The following is a 16136-nucleotide window of genomic DNA, read 5'->3' as shown; positions in this document are numbered from 1 at the left end:
GTCCCCCCTGTCCCCCGACAGGAGTCCGGCCATCGGGCCGTGCTGGGGAGGCTAATGAAAAGTCGTGGACGCGTCCAGCCCGGACGGCGCGCGACCGGTCCCGCGCCTCAGCCGGCGGCCTGCTCGCGCAGGACGTTCTTGCGGATCTTGCCGGACGCGGTGCGGGGCATCTCGTCCACGAGGCTCAGCGTCTTGGGCACCTTGTAGCGGGCCAGCCGACCGGCCAGGTGCTCCTGGATCGTCCCCGCGGTGAGCTCCCGCCCCTCCTGGGGCACGACGACGGCGTGCGGCACCTCGCCCCACTTCTCGTCGGGCACGCCGATGACCGCCACGGCGGCCACCTCCGGCAGCTCGAGGATGGCCGCCTCGACCTCCGCCGGATAGATGTTCTCCCCGCCGGAGATGATCATGTCCTTGATCCGGTCCGCGACGAACAGGTAGCCGTCCTCGTCCAGGTAGCCCAGGTCCCCGGAGTGGAACCACTCCCCCTCGAAGGACCCCGCCGCGTCGGGGCGGTTCCAGTACTCCCGGATGACGTTGGGCCCCGAGAGCAGGATCTCCCCCGCCTCGCCGGGAGCCGCGGGCTCCCCCGCCGCGTCCACGATCCGCACGTCGGAGAAGAAGTGTGGCAGCCCGGAGGAGCCCGCCTTCTCGCGGGACTTCGCGGCGGGGAGGTTGGTGGCGCCCGGGGAGGTCTCCGTCATGCCGTAGCTGGCGGTGAAGGCCAGTCCCCGGCTCTCGTAGGCGTCCAGGACCCGCATGGGCACCGCGGAGCCGCCGCAGGTGAGCTTGCGCAGGGAGGAGAGGTCCGTGGTGTCCCAGTCCGGGTGCTCGCACAGCATCTGGTAGGTGGTCGGCACCCCGGAGAGCCAGGTGACGCGGTGGCGCTCGATGAGCTCCAGCACCCGGCCGGGCACGAACTTGGACTCGAGCACCAGCGTGGCGCCCTTGAGCAGCGTCGGCAGCACCCCCATCCCGAGCGAGGCCACGTGGAACATCGGGGAGATCATGAGCGCGACGTCGTCGGCCGCCACGTCGTAGTCGACCAGGACGTTGAAGCAGTTCCAGGTGAAGTTGCCGTGGGTCAGGCAGGCGCCCTTGGGCCGCCCGGTGGTCCCGGAGGTGTAGAGGATCACGGCGAGGTCGTCCAGGCCCACCGGGACGTCCTCCGTCCAGGGCTCGGCCGCCGCGATCACCGTCTCGAGAGCGGGGACCCCGTCCACGTCCTCCTCGGCCACGACCCAGCGGACCACGTCCGTCAGCTCCCGGGCGGCCGGTGCGGCCAGGCCCGTCAGGGCGGCGTCGTGGATCAGCGCCGAGACGTCCGCATCCTCGAGCTGGTAGCGGATCTCGGGGACGGCCAGGCGCGTGTTGAGGGGGACGAGCACCGCGCCGAGCGCTCCCGCGGCGAACATCGCCTCCAGGAAGGCCGGGCTGTTCTCCCCGAGGAACGCCACCCGGTCCCCGGGGCCCACGCCCCGGCCGGACAGGGCCGTCGCGAGGCGCCGGGACCGGTCGTGCAGCTCCCGGTACGTCAGCGTGCGCTCGCCGTGGATCACGGCCGTCCTGGGCCCGGACTTCTCGAGCCTCCGGACGAGCCAGGATCCCAGTCCCTGATTGCGCATGCGATCGTCTCCTCAAACAGTCGTCAAACCCAATAGTTGAAAAAGTCCACTATTACTCCCCCAGCGTAGAGAGAGCTGGATCACATTGTCCAGACCCCCGGACGAACCCGGCCCGGCGAGACCTCCTCAGTTAGGTCATCTTCTCAATGGTTGACATCTTCAATTGATTGCTGTTCCAATGGTCGCACTGTGAGTCGGCCCACACCACCACCCGGACGCACCCGAGGACCGGGGCCGGCCCGTCCGCCGCACCGGAGCCCCGTCCCGGCGGCACACCCACTCTCTCCGCCCCAGAGCAAGGAACCGCCATGTCAGCAGCACCCGACACCCTGGCGTCCCTGGACGCCCGCGCCAGGAACAAAGAGGCGCGCAAGGTCATCTTCTCCAGCTACCTCGGCTCCACCATCGAGTTCTACGACTTCCTGCTCTACGCCTCGGCCTCCGCCCTGGTCTTCCCCTACGTGTTCTTCACCGACCTCGACCCGCTGGCCGGCACGATCGCCGCGTACGGCACCTTCGCCGCCGGCTACCTGGCCCGTCCACTGGGCGGGGCGGTCTTCGGCCACTTCGGCGACCGCCTGGGCCGCAAGAAGATGCTCATCATCTCGATGCTGATCATGGGCATCGCCTCGATGCTCATCGGCCTCATCCCCAGCGCCGCCGTCATCGGTTCCTGGGGGGCGGTCATCCTGATCCTCCTGCGGGTGTGCCAGGGCATCGCCGTGGGCGGCGAGTGGGGCGGGGCCGCACTGATGGCCCTGGAGCACTCCGCGAAGGGCAGGCGGGGGTTCGCAGCGTCCTTCACCAACGCTGGCGCCCCGACCGGCGCCGCGCTGGGCACCTTCGTCCTGGGCCTGTTCGCCGCCATGCCCGAGGAACAGTTCCTCTCGTGGGGCTGGCGCGTCCCGTTCCTGCTGTCCGTCCTGCTGCTGGCCGTGGGCGTCTTCGTGCGCTCCCAGGTGTCCGAGAGCCCGATCTTCCAGGCAGCGCTGGCCAAGGAGGCCGCGGAGGGCCCCACCGCCAAGCGCAAGGTGCCCATCGTCGAGGTGCTGCGCCGCCCCCGCGCCCTGGTCTACACGATGCTGGCGGGGGCCTCCGGGTTCGCCCTCCAGGTCTTCCTGGCCACCTTCGCGGTCGCCTACGCGGTCGAGCGCGGCGCCGACCGGCAGCCGGTCCTCTACGCCTTCGCCCTCGCCTCCGTGCTCAGCGTGTTCTTCGTGGTCGGCATGGGCCGCCTGTCCGACCAGCTGGGCCGGCGCCCCGTCATGGTCGTGGGGCTGGTGCTGTTCATCGCCCTCATCCTCCCCATGTTCTCGTGGCTGGCCACCGGCAACGTGCTGCTGATCTTCGCGACCTTCACCATCGGGCTGGCCTGCCACGCCGCGATCTACGGACCGCTGGCGGCCTTCATCTCGGAGCAGTTCGGCACGTCGTCGCGCTACACCGGCGCGTCACTGGGCTACCAGTTCGCCACCCTGATCGGGGCGGGCTTCACCCCCACGATCCTCGCCTCGATCTACGCGTCCTCCGGGCAGGCCATCGCCCCCGTGGTCTGGTACCTGGCCGGGATGGCGGTGGTCAGCGCGGTGTTCATCCTGCTCACCCGTGAGTCCAAGGACTTCGACCTGGAGACCCACGAGCACTGACGCCGCCCGCACCGCCCGCTGCGGAGCATCTGCGGCACCGAGCCCCCGCCTCGTCACCGCCCTCCCCGATCGACCGGGGAGAGGGGGCGGGGCGGGGGCTCGGCGTCGTCGAGGGCCGGGGGACCCGTCCGTCAGAAGGCCACCTTCTTCAGCAGCCGGGACAGCTCCTCCCGCTCCGCCGAGGAGAGCGGGGAGAGCGACTCCGCGGTGGAGTTCTCCACCAGGACCCTGGCCCGGGCGTACAGCTCCCGGCCGGCGGCGGTGGGGGCGATGATCTTCGAGCGGCGGTCCCGGGGGTCGGTCCGGCGCTCCACCGCGCCGCGCCGCTCGAGGTCGTCGAGGATGGCCACGATCTGACTGGGGTCCAGCACCAGGAACTGGCTGAGCTCGCGCTGCGTCAGCTGCTCCTCGCCGCAGGCCAGCGCCAAGACCGAGTAGTGGCGCACCTTCAGCTCCAGCTCCGCCAGCTTCCGGTTGGCCGCCGAGGAGCCCGTCGAGGCGGCGCGGGCCATCAGGAAGACCGGCTCCGCCGTCAGCTCCGCCTCGAGGAGGCGCTCGAGACCGGCGGACGGGTCGGTGGGCGTGGTCATAGCGTCTCTCCTGGGGCCGGGGACCCCAGTCTACGGAATCCGTGCCCCCAGCATAGATGGAGGTTCTTAACCATTGACATTTTCAACGAATAGCGGTGGAATGGGGACGAACCCGCAGCAGTGACGGGCGTCACCCCGTCCGCCGATCCACGAGCGCCGATCCGTCAGCGAAGGAGCCACCCCATGGCACAGGACAGCACCGCATCCCCGAGCACCACCCCCCTCGCCGGCAAGGTCGCCGTCGTCACCGGCTCCGGTCAGGGCCTGGGCCTGGCCTACGCCCAGGAGCTCGCCCGCCAGGGCGCGGCCGTGGTGATCAACGACGTCGACCAGGCCATCGCCGAGAACGCCGTCGCCTCCATCACCGAGACCGGCGGGCGGGCCGTCGCCGTCGTCGCGCCGGTGGGTTCCACCGAGACCGCCACCGCCCTCGTGAACGGTGCGGTGGAGGCCTTCGGCCGCCTCGACGTCCTCGTCACCAACGCCGGGGTGCTGCGCGACAAGTCCCTGCTGAAGATGACCGACGAGGACTTCGACCTCGTCATCCAGGTGCACCTGCGCGGCACCTTCACCTGCGCCCGCGAGGCCTACCGGTACTTCAAGGAGAACGGGGTCCCCGGGCGGATCATCACCATCGGCTCCCCCACCGGCCAGTACGGCAACTTCGGCCAGACCAACTACGCGGCGGCGAAGGCCGGAATCGTGGGCATGGTCCGCACCTGGGCCCTGGAGATGAAGAAGGCCGGCGTCACCGCCAACGCCGTCATACCCGTGGCCGCCACCGCCATGACCGAGACCATCCCCTTCTTCCGCTCCGCCGTCGAGGCCGACCGGGCCGGCGAGCCGATGCCGGACTTCTTCCGCAAGGACCTCGGCTTCGGCAACGCCGCCGACGTCGCCGGGCTGATCGCCTGGCTCGCCTCCGACGACGCCGCGGGCGTCACCGGCCAGGCCATCGGCGCCGGCGGGGACCGCCTGCAGGTCTTCAGCCACCCCCGCCCCGTGGCCACCGAGTACCGCGACGGCGGCTGGACCTTCGAGGCGCTGCGCGAGCAGCTCCCCGCGATCCTCGAGGGCAGCCTGCAGCCGGTCGGCGAGACCCTGCCCCCGCTGCCGGAGGAGCTTGCGCCCGAGTCCGCGACCCAGCAGTCCTAGGGGGACCACCATGCGCTACGAGTACGGTCTCGACCTCGCGTCCCTCGACGCGATCGACATGCACGTGCACATCGAGTGCTCCGACCACGGACACCCGTCCCTGCCCGCCGCGCTCACCGAGGCGTCCGCCAAGTACTTCAAGGCCGAGGACCGGTCCCCGTCCCTGGACACCATCGCCGAGCGCTACCGCCAGTGGCGGATGGCCGCCGTCGTCTTCACCGTCGACGCGACCACGGCCCTGGGCCACGAGCCGAACTCCATCGAGGAGATCGCCGCCGGCGCGGCCCGCAACAACGACGTGCTGATCCCCTTCGGCTCCGTGGACCCGCTCCAGGGTCCCGCCGCGGTGGAGCGGGCGCGCATGCTCGTCGAGGAGCACGGCGTCAAGGGCTTCAAGTTCCACCCCTCCCTGCAGGGCTTCGACCCCTCCCACGAGCGGTTCTACCCGCTCTACGCGGCGATCCAGGACCTGCGCGTCCCCGCCCTGTTCCACACCGGGCAGAACGGCATGGGCGCCGGGCTGCCCGGCGGGGGCGGGATCAAACTGGCCTACTCCAACCCGCTGCTGCTGGACGCGGTGGCCGCGGACTTCCCCGAGCTCCAGGTCATCATGGCCCACCCCTCGGTGCCCTGGCAGGAGGAGGCCAACTCCATCGCCACCCACAAGGCCAACGTGTGGATCGACCTCTCCGGCTGGTCGCCCAAGTACTTCCCGGAGTCCCTGGTGAAGGCCTCCAACCGGATGCTCCAGGACAAGGTGCTCTTCGGCACCGACTACCCCCTGATCACTCCGCAGAAGTGGCTCGGGGCCTTCGAGCAGCAGTCCTTCACCGAGGAGGTCCGCCCCAAGATCCTCAAGGACAACGCCGTGCGCCTGCTCGGCCTCGACGGGGCACGGGCATGAGCACGGACGCCGGGCGCCTCTACCCCGACTGCGACCCGTACGGGATCGCGGAGAGACTGACCGAGGCCGAGAAGGCGCCCCTGCGCCGGCTGCGCCGGGTGCTCGAGGACGAGGTGCGACCGCTGCTGGCCGAGTACTGGGAGGCCGGGGAGTTCCCCTATCAGGTCGCCCCCTCCCTGCACGCCCTCGACCTCATGACCCCGCCCGAGCTCACGGCCGACGGCGGGCAGCCCCGGTCCCTGTACCACGGGTTCCGGATCTTCGAGCTGGCCCGCACCGACGCCTCGATCGCGACGTTCTACACCGCCCAGGCCGGACTGTTCCGCACGGCCTGCCGCGTGGGCGGCACGCCGGAGCAGTTCGCCGCGTGGGACCCGAAGATCACGTCCTTCGAGATGACCGGGGTGTTCTGCCTGACCGAGCCCGAGCACGGTTCCGACATCGCCGGCGGGCTGGCCACCTCGGCCCGGCGCGAGGGCGACGAATGGGTGCTGACGGGCACCAAGCGCTGGATCGGCGGCGCCTTCACCGCCGACCTCCTCGCCGTCTTCGCCCGCGACGAGGCCGACGGGCAGGTCAAGGGCTTCCTCGTGGACCGGCAGGCCCCGGGCGTGCGGCTGGAGAAGATCCACGGCAAGACGTCCCTGCGGATGATGCAGAACGCCGACATCCACCTCGACGGGGCCCGGGTGCCGGAGGCACAACGGCTGGGGAACGTGAACTCGTTCAAGGACGTCGCCGCGATGCTGCGCGCCATGCGCTCCGACGTCGCCTGGATCGCCACCGGCATCCAGGCCGGCGCCTACGAGGCCGCGCTGCGCTACGTGCGGGAGCGCGAGCAGTTCGGCCGCCCGATCGGCGGCTTCCAGCTCGTCCAGGAGAAGCTGGCGCGAATGCTCGGCAACGTCACCGCGTCCCTGACCATGGTCGCCGGCCTCGCCGAGCGGCAGGAGGGCGGCGTCTACCGGGACGAGGACTCCGCCCTGGCGAAGATGTGGATCAGCCTGCACATGCGCGAGACCGTGGCGCTGGCCCGCGAACTGGTCGGCGGCAACGGCATCACCCTGGCCCACGACGTCGCCCGCTTCCACGCCGACGCCGAGGCCGTCTACTCCTACGAGGGCACCCACGAGATCAACGCGCTCGTGGTCGGCCGGTCGATCACCGGCCGGAGCGCGTTCGTCTGAGCCGCCCGCCCGACACCACCCGATCCACCACCGACACCACAGACGCCACCACGGAGGACACGCCATGACCGAAGCACAGACCCAGCCCCAGACCGTCGTCGCCTTCGACGAGGTGAAGAACCTCGTCGGCAAGAGCCTCGGGCACTCCGCCTGGCGGGAGATCACCCAGGAACAGGTGAACACGTTCGCCGACGCCACCGACGACCACCAGTGGATCCACGTGGACCCCGAGCGCGCCCAGGAGGGACCCTTCGGCGCCCCGATCGCCCACGGCTTCCTGACGCTGTCCCTGCTCATCCCGATGTGGTCCGAGCTCTTCGACGTCACCGGCGTGCGGACCAAGGTCAACTACGGCCTCGACAAGGTCCGCTTCACCTCTCCCGTCAAGGTGGGCTCGCGGATCCGCATGACCGTGACCATCACCGACGTGCAGGAGGTCAAGGGCAACGGCCTGCACCTGGTGGCCGACGGCACGATCGAGATCGAGGGCGAGGAGCGGCCCGCCGTGGTCGCCACCTTCCTCAACCGCTTCTACGCCTGAGCGCGCCACCTCCTGACCCGCGACGGCCCGGGTGACCACGGCATGCCGTGGTCACCCGGGCCGTCGCGGGTCAGCGGGTGCGGAGCGGGTCAGCGGGTGCGGAGCGGGTCAGACGGTCGCCTCGGCCCGCGCGCAGGCCGCCACGGCCTCGGCCACGGCCGGGGCGACCCGGGGATCCAGGGCGGAGGGCACGATGTGGTCCGCGGTCAGACCGTCCGCGGCGGCGATCGCCGCGATCGCCCGGGCGGCCTCCAGCTTCATGACCGGGGTGATCCGCCGCGCCCCGGCGTCCAGGGCGCCGCGGAAGATGCCCGGGAAGGCCAGGACGTTGTTGATCTGGTTCGGGAAGTCCGACCGGCCCGTGGCCACCACGGAGGCGTACTTCGCGGCGACGTCGGGCATGATTTCCGGGTCCGGGTTGGCCAGGGCGAACACGATCGCCTCGGGCGCCAGCTCGGTGAGGTGCTCCTCGGGGACCGTGCCGCCCGAGACGCCGACGAACACGTCGGCGCCCTCGAGGGCGTCCTTGGGCCCGCCGATCAGCCCGCGCGGGTTGGTGCGCGCCGCGTAACCGGCCTTGATCGCGTTGAGGTCGTCCCGCTCGCGGGAGACGATGCCGCGGGAGTCCATCAGCACCACGTCGGCGATGCCCTGGGCCAGCAGGATTTCGGTGATCGCGATCCCGGCCGCCCCGGCCCCGGCGATCACCACCTTGAGCCCGGCCAGGTCCTTGCCCACCACCGTCGCGGCGTTGAGCAGGGCGGCCAGGACGACCACGGCGGTGCCGTGCTGGTCGTCGTGCATCACCGGGACGTCGAGCTCCTCGACCAGCCTCGCCTCGATCTCGAAGCAGCGCGGGGCGGAGATGTCCTCGAGGTTCACCGCGCCGAAGGACGGGCGCAGGAGCTTGACCGTGCGCACGATCTCCTCGACGTCCTGGGTGTCGAGCACGATCGGGATCGCGTCGAGGTCCGCGAAGGTCTTGAACAGGGCGGCCTTGCCCTCCATCACCGGCAGGGACGCGGCCGGGCCGATGTCGCCCAGGCCCAGCACCGCCGAGCCGTCGGAGACCACCGCCACCAGCCGGCCGGCCCAGGTGTGGGTGGCCGCCATCGCGGGGTCCGCGGCCACCGCCCGGGAGACCTCGGCGACCCCGGGGGTGTAGGCGATGGACAGGTCCCGGCGGGTGGTCAGCGGGGACCTCGAGACCACGGAAAGCTTCCCGCCCTCGTGGGAGCGGAAGATCTCCTCGTGCGTGATGGGGCCGGACTGCTGGTTCTCGTCGCTCATGCGGGGTCCTCGTGCTCTCGTCGTCGAGTGCGAACAGGGTCCCCGCCATTGTGCCCCACCGCCGGAACCCCTCCCCCGCCCGGGTAACGCTCCGGGACCTCCGCGGTGCTCCCAGTCCGGGCGGCACAGAGCCCCCGGACCGCGTGGTCCGGGGGCTCTGCTCGCGGGGTCGGGCGCGCGCGGCGCCCGACGGTGCGGACCGGGGATCAGATGATGGACCGGCCCCCGGTGCGCGCCTTCTCGAAGCGCTCCTGGACGTCCGCCCAGTTCACGATGTTCCAGAAGGCCTTGACGTAGTCCGCCTTGACGTTCTGGTAGTCGAGGTAGAACGCGTGCTCCCACATGTCCAGCTGGAGCAGCGGGATCGTGGCGACGGGCACGCCGTTCTGCTGGTCGTACATCTGCTCGATGACCAGGTTGCCGCCGACGGGCTCGAGGGCGAGGATCGCCCAGCCGGAGCCCTGGATCGTGGTGGCCGCGGCGGTGAAGTGGTCGCGGAAGGCGTCGAAGGACCCGAAGTGGTCGTCGATCGCCGCGGCGAGCTCACCGGTCGGCTTGTCGCCGCCCTCGGGGGAGAGGTTCTGCCAGAACACCGAGTGGTTCACGTGGCCACCGAGGTTGAACTGCAGGTCCTTGGACAGCTTGGCCGCGGCGGCGCCGTCACCGTTCGCGCGGGCCTCCGCCATCTTCTCCAGGGCGGTGTTGGCACCGGCCACGTAGGTGGCGTGGTGCTTGTCGTGGTGCAGCTCCATGATCTTCGCGGAGATGTGGGGCTCGAGCGCCGCGTAGTCGTAGGGGAGATCGGGAAGGGTGTACTTCTCGGCCATAGGAGAATCCTTTCGAGTGCTGTCGTGTGGTTCCACCCTCGTCCCGCGCGCGAGCAGGGGTCAAGGAGGTTCCGCCACCAGCGTACGGCGCACCCCCGGGCAGGCCCCGCCGGGGACTCAGAAGAAGTCGGGCGGGCTCTCGAGCGGGCAGCGGGGCGGGTGGGGGGTCAGCTGGGACGGGACCGTGAACTCGTAGTCTCCCGTCTCGACCATCCGCCCGAGCGTCTCGAGGGCGTTCCGGGCGCTCCGGCGGGCGGCCGGTTCGAGCAGGCGCCACAGCCAGGCCTTGGACTCCGTGAACCGCCCGTCCACGACCTTCTCGATCCGGGTGCCCCCCTCCACCTGTTCCCAGGTGATGGTCACCAGCAGATCCACCACGCCCTTGGTGGTGCGCATCCCCAGGCGCCGGCCCGGGACGTGGTCCGAGACGATGTTCACGAAAGAGAAGCGGAGGGGGCCCACGCGGACCGTGGACTCGATCGACGTGCCGAGCTGCAGCACGGCCGTGCTGACCTGGTAGTTCCGCTCCGGGATGGGGTTCCAGCGGCGCAGGCAGCCGGGGTCGAGCAGGAAGCGCTCCACCAGGGCCGGGTCGGCCGCGACCACGGCCGTGTCCACCAGCCGGAACGTCGTGGCGCCCTTCAGCATCGTGTCCTCCGCTCCCCGGTCGGATCCGCGCCCCGGGCAGGCACGCGCAGCGCACGGACAGGAGCAATTCGCATGTGCACACAACTACTCTAGTGACCGGCCGCCGCGGCGCCCGCCCGTCCAGGTGCACAGGGGGTGGAGAAAGTTGTCCACAGGTGTGGAGGAACGCGTGCACAGAGCGAGAACCGGCGCACCCGATCCCCGGCCGGCGACGCCGTTGCAGGTCAGCGCGGAGTCGATAGGACAGGGAGTCCCGTAATTCCACCGGTGGAAGTTATCCACGCTGTGGACAACGCCTGTGGAGAAGCTGTTGAGAAGAGCGTGCCAGGACGTCACGGAGCGTCGCACAGAGGCCGGCCGGTCCCCCTGAACGGGGGACAGCACCGGTCGCGGGCGGCCGGGGCCCCGGCGAACGGGGGGCAGCAACGGCCGGGAGCACTCCGGACGGTGGCGTCCTAGCGACGTGCACGGGAGCGCACGAGGACGGCGAGCGCCGCGCAGGCCAGATAGCAGACGAGCACCACGCCCCAGCCCACCGCGAAGGACCCCGTGAGCTGGAGCAGGCCGCCGAGGACGAGCGGACCGGCGCAGAACCCCGCGTACAGGCCCATGGTCACCACGCCGGTGGACGCCCCCACCCGGTCGGCGGGCACGGCGCGCATCGCCGCGGACATCACCACCACGCTCACCGCGAGTGCCGCGCCCCCGTGCAGGACGGCCGCCGGCCACACCGCCCACGCGAGGCCGGGGTGCAGGGGCGCCAGGACCAGCAGCACGGCACTCGCGGCCGCCCCCAGGGCCATGCCGGCCAGCAGCACGAAGCCGTCCGCGCCCGGCCGGTCCATCACGCGCGCCCACAGCACCCGGGAGGCGATGCCCACGAGCGCGGAGACGGACACGGTGGCCCCGGCGGCGACGACGTCGAGGCCCAGCTCCCGGTGGGCGTAGAGCGGCAGGTAGACGTTGGCGGCCTGCGCCCCCAGCCCGGTCAGTGCCGCGGCCGCGGCGTACGCCCTGACGGCACCGGGCATCGGCGGCCGTGCGGCGGCGCCCGCCGTCCGGGACCGGAACGGCGTCGTCGTCCGGGACGGGCGTGCCGCCGGGGTGCCGGGGTGGTTGTCCGGGACCGTCCACCAGCCGTGCACGAGCAGGAGCAGCACCGCGCCCACGGCCACCAGGACCGCGGTGCGCCAGCCGAGCAGCAGGCCGAGCGCGGGGAAGGTCAGGCCCGCCACGAGCTGGGAGGCCTGCACGCCGGCCTGCTTGATCCCGAGCCAGCTCGCGCGCCGCCCGGCGGGCACGTGCAGCCGGATGAGCCGGTTGGTCGCGGGGTTCGCCATGACCTGCCCGAGCCCCGAGAGCACCATGGCCGCGAGCAGGACCGCGTAGCCCGGCGCGGCGGCGGTTAGGAGCATCGCGAGCGCGGCCCCGCCGAACATCACGACCAGCAGGGTGCGGGCGGCCAGCCGGTCCGCCCAGCGGCCCGTGCGCACCGCGGTGACGGCCGCGACGAAGAAGGTGGTCGTGGCGAGCAGCCCGAACTGCGCCTCCGTGAGCTCCAGATCCGCGATCACCAGGGGGCTCATCGCCGAGAGGCTGTGGGTCAGCAGCGGGCCCACGGCCATCGTGGCGGTGAGCACGAGCATGAGGTGCGCGCCCGACCTGCGGTCCCGGGTCACCGGTCCTTCCCCGGGGTTGGCCGGTCGGCGGCGTGCAGGCCCACGACGCACGCCACGATCCCCGCCAGGAAGAGGGCCTTCGCCCACGAGATCTGCTCCTGCCCCGTGCCGGCCGCCCACGCGACCGTGAGCACGGCGCCGATGCCCGTCCACACGGCGTAGGCGGTGCCCATCGGCACCACCCGGGCGGCGCGTGCCAGGGTGAGCATGCTCAGCACCAGGGTCACGGCGAAGAGCAGGCCGGGGCCCGGCCGCGAGAAGCCCTCGGACGCGCCCAGGGCGGTGGCCCAGACCGCCTCCAGGATCCCGCTGAGCACCAGCAGCGCCCAGGCACGGGCGCGCCGGTCCCGCTCGGCCCGCGCCGCTCCGGCCTCAGCCGACAACCTTGAGCCCGATCACGCAGCCGACGAGGCCGAGCACCAGCAGGATCCTGAGGGGCGTGGCGGACTCGCGGCCCGTCAGCATGGACCAGGCCACGGTCAGGGCCGCGCCGATGCCCACCCAGACGGCGTAGGCCGTGCCCGTGGGGAGGGTGGCCATGGCGTAGGCCAGGCCGGCCAGGCTCACGGCGGCCGTCACCGCGAACACCACGGCCGGCACGGGACGGCGGAGCCCGTCCGAGGCCGCGAGCGCGGACGCCCACACCGCCTCGAGGACGCCCGAGAGCACCAGCACCGTCCACGCACCCACGGGTCAGCGCTTCGGGAGCGCGCGGATCCAGAGGAACCCGTGGGCGTCGAGCAGCAGACCGTGGCGCAGGTCGAGCTCGGTGTTGCCGTGCAGCTCGACGGCCTGGGGCAGGAACCCCGAGAGGGTCTCCCCCGTGACGAACTGGGACCAGTCGGAGAAGTTCGCCAGGCACAGCACCACCGTGTTGCCGCCGGGGCGCTGGTAGCCCAGCACGTGGGGGTTGCGCGCGTCGAACGGGAGGAGCGTGTTGCCGTCGAACTCCGGGGAGTTCCGGCGCAGCTCGACCATCCGGCGGATGCCCCCGAAGATCCGGCCCTGCACGGAGAACAGCTCGTGGCGGCGCTCGTAGTCCTGGACGGGCCGTGGCGGCCGGTGCACCCACCGGGCGTCACCGGCATGGGCCGGGTCCTCGTTCCAGGCGGGGTCGTTGAGCTGGCCGACCTCGTCGCCCAGGTACAGCAGGGGGATGCCGCCGGTGCTCATCGCCACGGAGTGCGCGAGCAGGACCCGGTCCACTGCGGACGCCGGGTCCTCGGCGAGGCCCAGCAGGGACGCCGTGGTCCCGCACACGCGGCAGTCCCCCGTACGGGGGTTCTCCTGGAACGGGACGCCGTCCGCGAAGCTGCCGGGGTGGCGCCCGGTGTAGAAGGCGTTGAGGAAGCGGCGGTGGTCGTGGCCGTGCACGCCCAGCCGGGCGGCGTCCTCGTCCGAGAACGTCCAGCCGATGTCGTCGTGGCCGCGCACGTAGTCCACCCACGCGGTGCCGGGCGGGAGGGCGTGGCGCTCCTCAAGGGCCTGGGCGAGCAGCTTCGGCTCACGGGTGGCCATCGCCTCCCAGGTCAGGGCCATCTGGAGCGGGTTGTAGGACAGCTGGCACTGTCCGGGCTCGATGTACCGGGCGACCTCGTCCGGGTGGACGATCGCCTCGGACTTGAACAGCACGGCCGGCGCGGCGATCCGGCACAGCGCGTTGTACGCGCGCAGCAGCACGTGGGCCTGGGGCAGCGACTCGCACGCGGTGCCCAGCTGTTTCCAGATGAACGCGACGGCGTCCATGCGCAGCACCTCGACGCCCTGGGCGGCGAGGAACAGCAGCTCCGCGGCCATCGCTCGGAAGACGGCGGGATTGATGTAGTTGAGGTCCCACTGGAAGGAGTAGAAGGTGCTCCACACCCACCGGGGGTCCTCCTCGCCGGCGCCGATCCGCGTGAAGGAGCCGGGGTGGTCGTCCGGGAAGATCTCCCGCGTGGTGCGCTCGAACTGCTCCGGGACCGTGCGGTCCGGGAAGATCCAGTAGTAGTCCTCGTACTCCCGCTCCCCCGCGGCGGCCCGGCGCGCCCACTCGTGCTCGTTGGAGGTGTGGTTGAAGACGAAGTCGAGGACCAGGCTGATCCCGTTCCGGCGCAGCTCGCGGCTCAGCTCGGCGAGCTCCTCCATGGTCCCCAGCCTGGGCTCCACGCGGCGGTACGAGGACACCGCGTAGCCGCCGTCCGAGTTGCCCTCCGGCGCCTCGAACAGGGGCATGAGGTGGAGGTAGGTCAGGCCCAGTTCCCGGAAGTAGGGGATCTGCTCCCGGATGCCCCGCAGGTTCCCCGCGTACCGGTCCACGTAGCAGACCCCGCCGAGCATCTGCCGCGCGCCGAACCACGCGGGGTCCTGCTCGCGCCGGGCGTCCAGGTCCTTGAGGTCGTCGGGTCGCTCGGCCCAGGAGCGCGCCAGCTGCAGCCCGAGCTCGCTGAGCTGTTCGAGGAAGTCCTCGCGGTGGCCGTAGATCTCGGCGAAGAGCAGCGTCAGCCGGGGGAAGTGCTCGTCGAACCTGCGGTCGAAGTCCGTCCACCCCGTGCCCGGCAGGTCCACCGGGCGGCCCTCCTGCACCCGCTGGCGGACGCACGCGGTGATCACGCGCGCCTGGTTCTCCGGCGACAGGCCCGGGATACCGGGCGTACTGGTGTTCGGCACACTGCTCCTTCGGTCGTCCGCCCCGGGGCGGGCAGTCTCCGAACTCGAGATCCTCCTTGACGACGAGCCCTCGGATGGTCGAGGACCAGCTGCCACCGGCCGGCGGGAGCGGTCCGCCCCTCAGCATACTGATGCGCTCCGAGCTTTTCAGCGGATGACCCGGGGCTTCCTCCACATGCCTGTGCACAGAGTTGTCCACAGGTGTGGACGAGTCCTGGGGACACCGTGGGGAAAGGCTCGCCGGCGCCCTCCAGGAGCGCCCCGGCGGGCCCGGAGCACCCCCGGAGACGACGCCGTGCGTGTGGAGAACCCTGTGCAGGGCGGGCGCCGTGCCCCGGGATCTCGGACCCCGGGACGCGGCGCCCGTGCCGGTGCCGTGCGCGGGCTCAGTACCCGTTGGCGGACAGCCACTCCTGCGCGGCGTCGGCCGGGCTGACCTGGTCCTCGCCGCTGACCTGGCGGTTCAGGTCGATGAGGGCCTCGGTGGTGAGCTTGCCGGAGAGCTCGTTCAGCGCGTCCACCGCCTCCTGGGGCAGCCGGTCCGCCGCGGCCAGCGGCAGGACCTGCTGGGCGATGAAGTTGTTCTCCGGGTCCTCCAGCACCACGAGGTCGTTGTCGGCGATCGCCGGGGTGGTCGTGAAGATGTCGGCGACGTCCACGTCCCCGTCGAGGAGGGCCTGGACGGTGAGCGGGCCGCCGCCGTCGTTGATCGGCTCGAAGGACTCCGGCACGCAGCCGTACTTCTGCTCCAGGCCGTCGAGGCCGTAGGCGCGCTCGGCGAACTCGGGCGGCCCCGCGATCACCAGCTCCCCGCACACCTCCGCCAGGTCCGCGATGCTCGTGAGCCCGTACTGCTCCGCGGTCCCTGAGGTGACCACCATGGCGTCCTTGTTCTCCGCCTCGGAAGCCTCGAGCACGGTCAAGCCCTCGGGCAGCGCGTCCGGCAGGGCCGCCATGATCTCGTCGGCCGAGCTCGCCGTGGCCTCGGGGTCCGCGAAGAGCAGCAGGTTGCCGGAGTAGTCGGGGACCACGTCCACGGACCCGTCCTGCACGGCCCCCACGTAGGCCTCGCGGGCACCGATGCCCAGGGACGTCTCCGTCTCGACCCCGGCGGATTCGAGCGCCCCGGCGTAGAGCTCGGCCACGATCTGGCTCTCCGGGAAGTCGGCGGAGCCCACGGTCACGGTCTCCGAGGACGTGGTCGCGGACCCGTCCTCCTCGGCGAGGGGGTCGCCGCCGCCGCAGGCGGTCAGGCCCAGCAGCAGGGCGGCCCCCAGGGCGGGTGCGGCGGCGCGGCGGCGGAGCGCGGGAGCGGTGGTCATGGTGGTTCTCCTGTCGGTCGGTGGCACGGAGGACGGTGGGGGCTCGGGAGGACGGGGGTCAGGGGCAGCGGTG

The 16136-nt window shown here is 71.7% G+C and carries 15 protein-coding genes; 5 read left to right on the top strand and 10 right to left on the bottom strand.

Annotated features, from left to right (window positions below; all coding sequences use genetic code 11):
* Positions 1 to 107: 107 nt before the first annotated feature.
* Positions 108 to 1625 (bottom strand): o-succinylbenzoate--CoA ligase, encoded by a 1518-nt coding sequence (menE, locus tag RF647_RS11530; RefSeq protein ID WP_368811804.1) that lies wholly within the window; start codon positions 1623 to 1625, stop codon positions 108 to 110.
* Positions 1626 to 1933: 308 nt separating this feature from the next.
* On the opposite strand from menE, the gene RF647_RS11525 reads away from it, so the two are divergent.
* A complete protein-coding gene (locus tag RF647_RS11525; RefSeq protein WP_368811803.1) occupies positions 1934 to 3271 on the top strand; it encodes an MFS transporter in 1338 nt (445 codons plus the stop codon).
* A gap of 131 nt (positions 3272 to 3402) precedes the next feature.
* On the opposite strand, the gene RF647_RS11520 is transcribed toward RF647_RS11525, so the two are convergent.
* Positions 3403 to 3861, bottom strand: coding sequence for a MarR family winged helix-turn-helix transcriptional regulator (locus RF647_RS11520; RefSeq protein ID WP_133409572.1), 459 nt, complete (start codon positions 3859 to 3861; stop codon positions 3403 to 3405).
* Positions 3862 to 4044: 183 nt separating this feature from the next.
* Between RF647_RS11520 and RF647_RS11515 the strand changes: the two genes are divergently transcribed.
* The 4 genes from RF647_RS11515 to RF647_RS11500 all read left to right on the top strand — a co-directional run bounded on the left by RF647_RS11515 (position 4045) and on the right by RF647_RS11500 (position 7648).
* Positions 4045 to 5016: an SDR family NAD(P)-dependent oxidoreductase gene (locus RF647_RS11515; protein WP_368811802.1), complete on the top strand. Its 972-nt coding sequence runs from the start codon at positions 4045 to 4047 to the stop codon at positions 5014 to 5016.
* Positions 5017 to 5026: 10 nt separating this feature from the next.
* Complete coding sequence (locus tag RF647_RS11510; protein ID WP_368811801.1) at positions 5027 to 5920, top strand: amidohydrolase family protein; 894 nt, start codon at positions 5027 to 5029, stop codon at positions 5918 to 5920.
* Positions 5917 to 7107 carry an acyl-CoA dehydrogenase family protein gene (locus tag RF647_RS11505; protein WP_368811800.1) on the top strand — a complete coding sequence of 397 codons (1191 nt, stop codon included), beginning with the start codon at positions 5917 to 5919 and terminating at the stop codon, positions 7105 to 7107. The genes RF647_RS11510 and RF647_RS11505 overlap by 4 nt, the downstream gene beginning before the upstream one ends.
* A 64-nt stretch (positions 7108 to 7171) precedes the next feature.
* Complete coding sequence (locus RF647_RS11500) at positions 7172 to 7648, top strand: MaoC family dehydratase (RefSeq protein ID WP_368795629.1); 477 nt, start codon at positions 7172 to 7174, stop codon at positions 7646 to 7648.
* A gap of 108 nt (positions 7649 to 7756) precedes the next feature.
* Here RF647_RS11500 and RF647_RS11495 read toward each other — a convergent pair whose 3' ends face one another.
* The 8 genes from RF647_RS11495 to RF647_RS11460 all read right to left on the bottom strand — a co-directional run bounded on the left by RF647_RS11495 (position 7757) and on the right by RF647_RS11460 (position 16063).
* Positions 7757 to 8938: an NADP-dependent malic enzyme gene (locus RF647_RS11495; protein ID WP_368811799.1), complete on the bottom strand. Its 1182-nt coding sequence runs from the start codon at positions 8936 to 8938 to the stop codon at positions 7757 to 7759.
* A gap of 206 nt (positions 8939 to 9144) precedes the next feature.
* The gene (locus RF647_RS11490; protein ID WP_272026394.1) at positions 9145 to 9765 is read right to left on the bottom strand and encodes a superoxide dismutase; all 621 of its coding nucleotides are present in this window, start codon (positions 9763 to 9765) and stop codon (positions 9145 to 9147) included.
* Between the two features lie 117 nt (positions 9766 to 9882).
* Positions 9883 to 10413, bottom strand: coding sequence for an SRPBCC family protein (locus RF647_RS11485; RefSeq protein ID WP_368811798.1), 531 nt, complete (start codon positions 10411 to 10413; stop codon positions 9883 to 9885).
* Between the two features lie 455 nt (positions 10414 to 10868).
* Positions 10869 to 12092: an MFS transporter gene (locus RF647_RS11480; protein WP_368811797.1), complete on the bottom strand. Its 1224-nt coding sequence runs from the start codon at positions 12090 to 12092 to the stop codon at positions 10869 to 10871.
* Complete coding sequence (locus tag RF647_RS11475) at positions 12089 to 12475, bottom strand: multidrug efflux SMR transporter (RefSeq protein WP_126349584.1); 387 nt, start codon at positions 12473 to 12475, stop codon at positions 12089 to 12091. Before RF647_RS11475 ends, RF647_RS11480 begins: the two co-directional genes overlap by 4 nt.
* Positions 12465 to 12782: a multidrug efflux SMR transporter gene (locus tag RF647_RS11470; protein WP_133409582.1), complete on the bottom strand. Its 318-nt coding sequence runs from the start codon at positions 12780 to 12782 to the stop codon at positions 12465 to 12467. The genes RF647_RS11475 and RF647_RS11470 overlap by 11 nt, the downstream gene beginning before the upstream one ends.
* Positions 12783 to 12785: 3 nt before the next feature.
* On the bottom strand, positions 12786 to 14657 hold the full coding sequence (locus tag RF647_RS11465; protein WP_368811961.1) for an amylosucrase: 1872 nt from the start codon (positions 14655 to 14657) through the stop codon (positions 12786 to 12788).
* Positions 14658 to 15127: 470 nt separating this feature from the next.
* Positions 15128 to 16063: an ABC transporter substrate-binding protein gene (locus tag RF647_RS11460; protein ID WP_133409583.1), complete on the bottom strand. Its 936-nt coding sequence runs from the start codon at positions 16061 to 16063 to the stop codon at positions 15128 to 15130.
* Positions 16064 to 16136 lie beyond the last annotated feature (73 nt).

This window comes from Kocuria sp. CPCC 205263 (assembly GCF_040981075.1).
Classification (GTDB): domain Bacteria; phylum Actinomycetota; class Actinomycetes; order Actinomycetales; family Micrococcaceae; genus Kocuria; species Kocuria rosea.
Note: the sequence above shows the minus strand (reverse complement) of the source record. Positions and strands in the feature narration are given on the sequence as shown.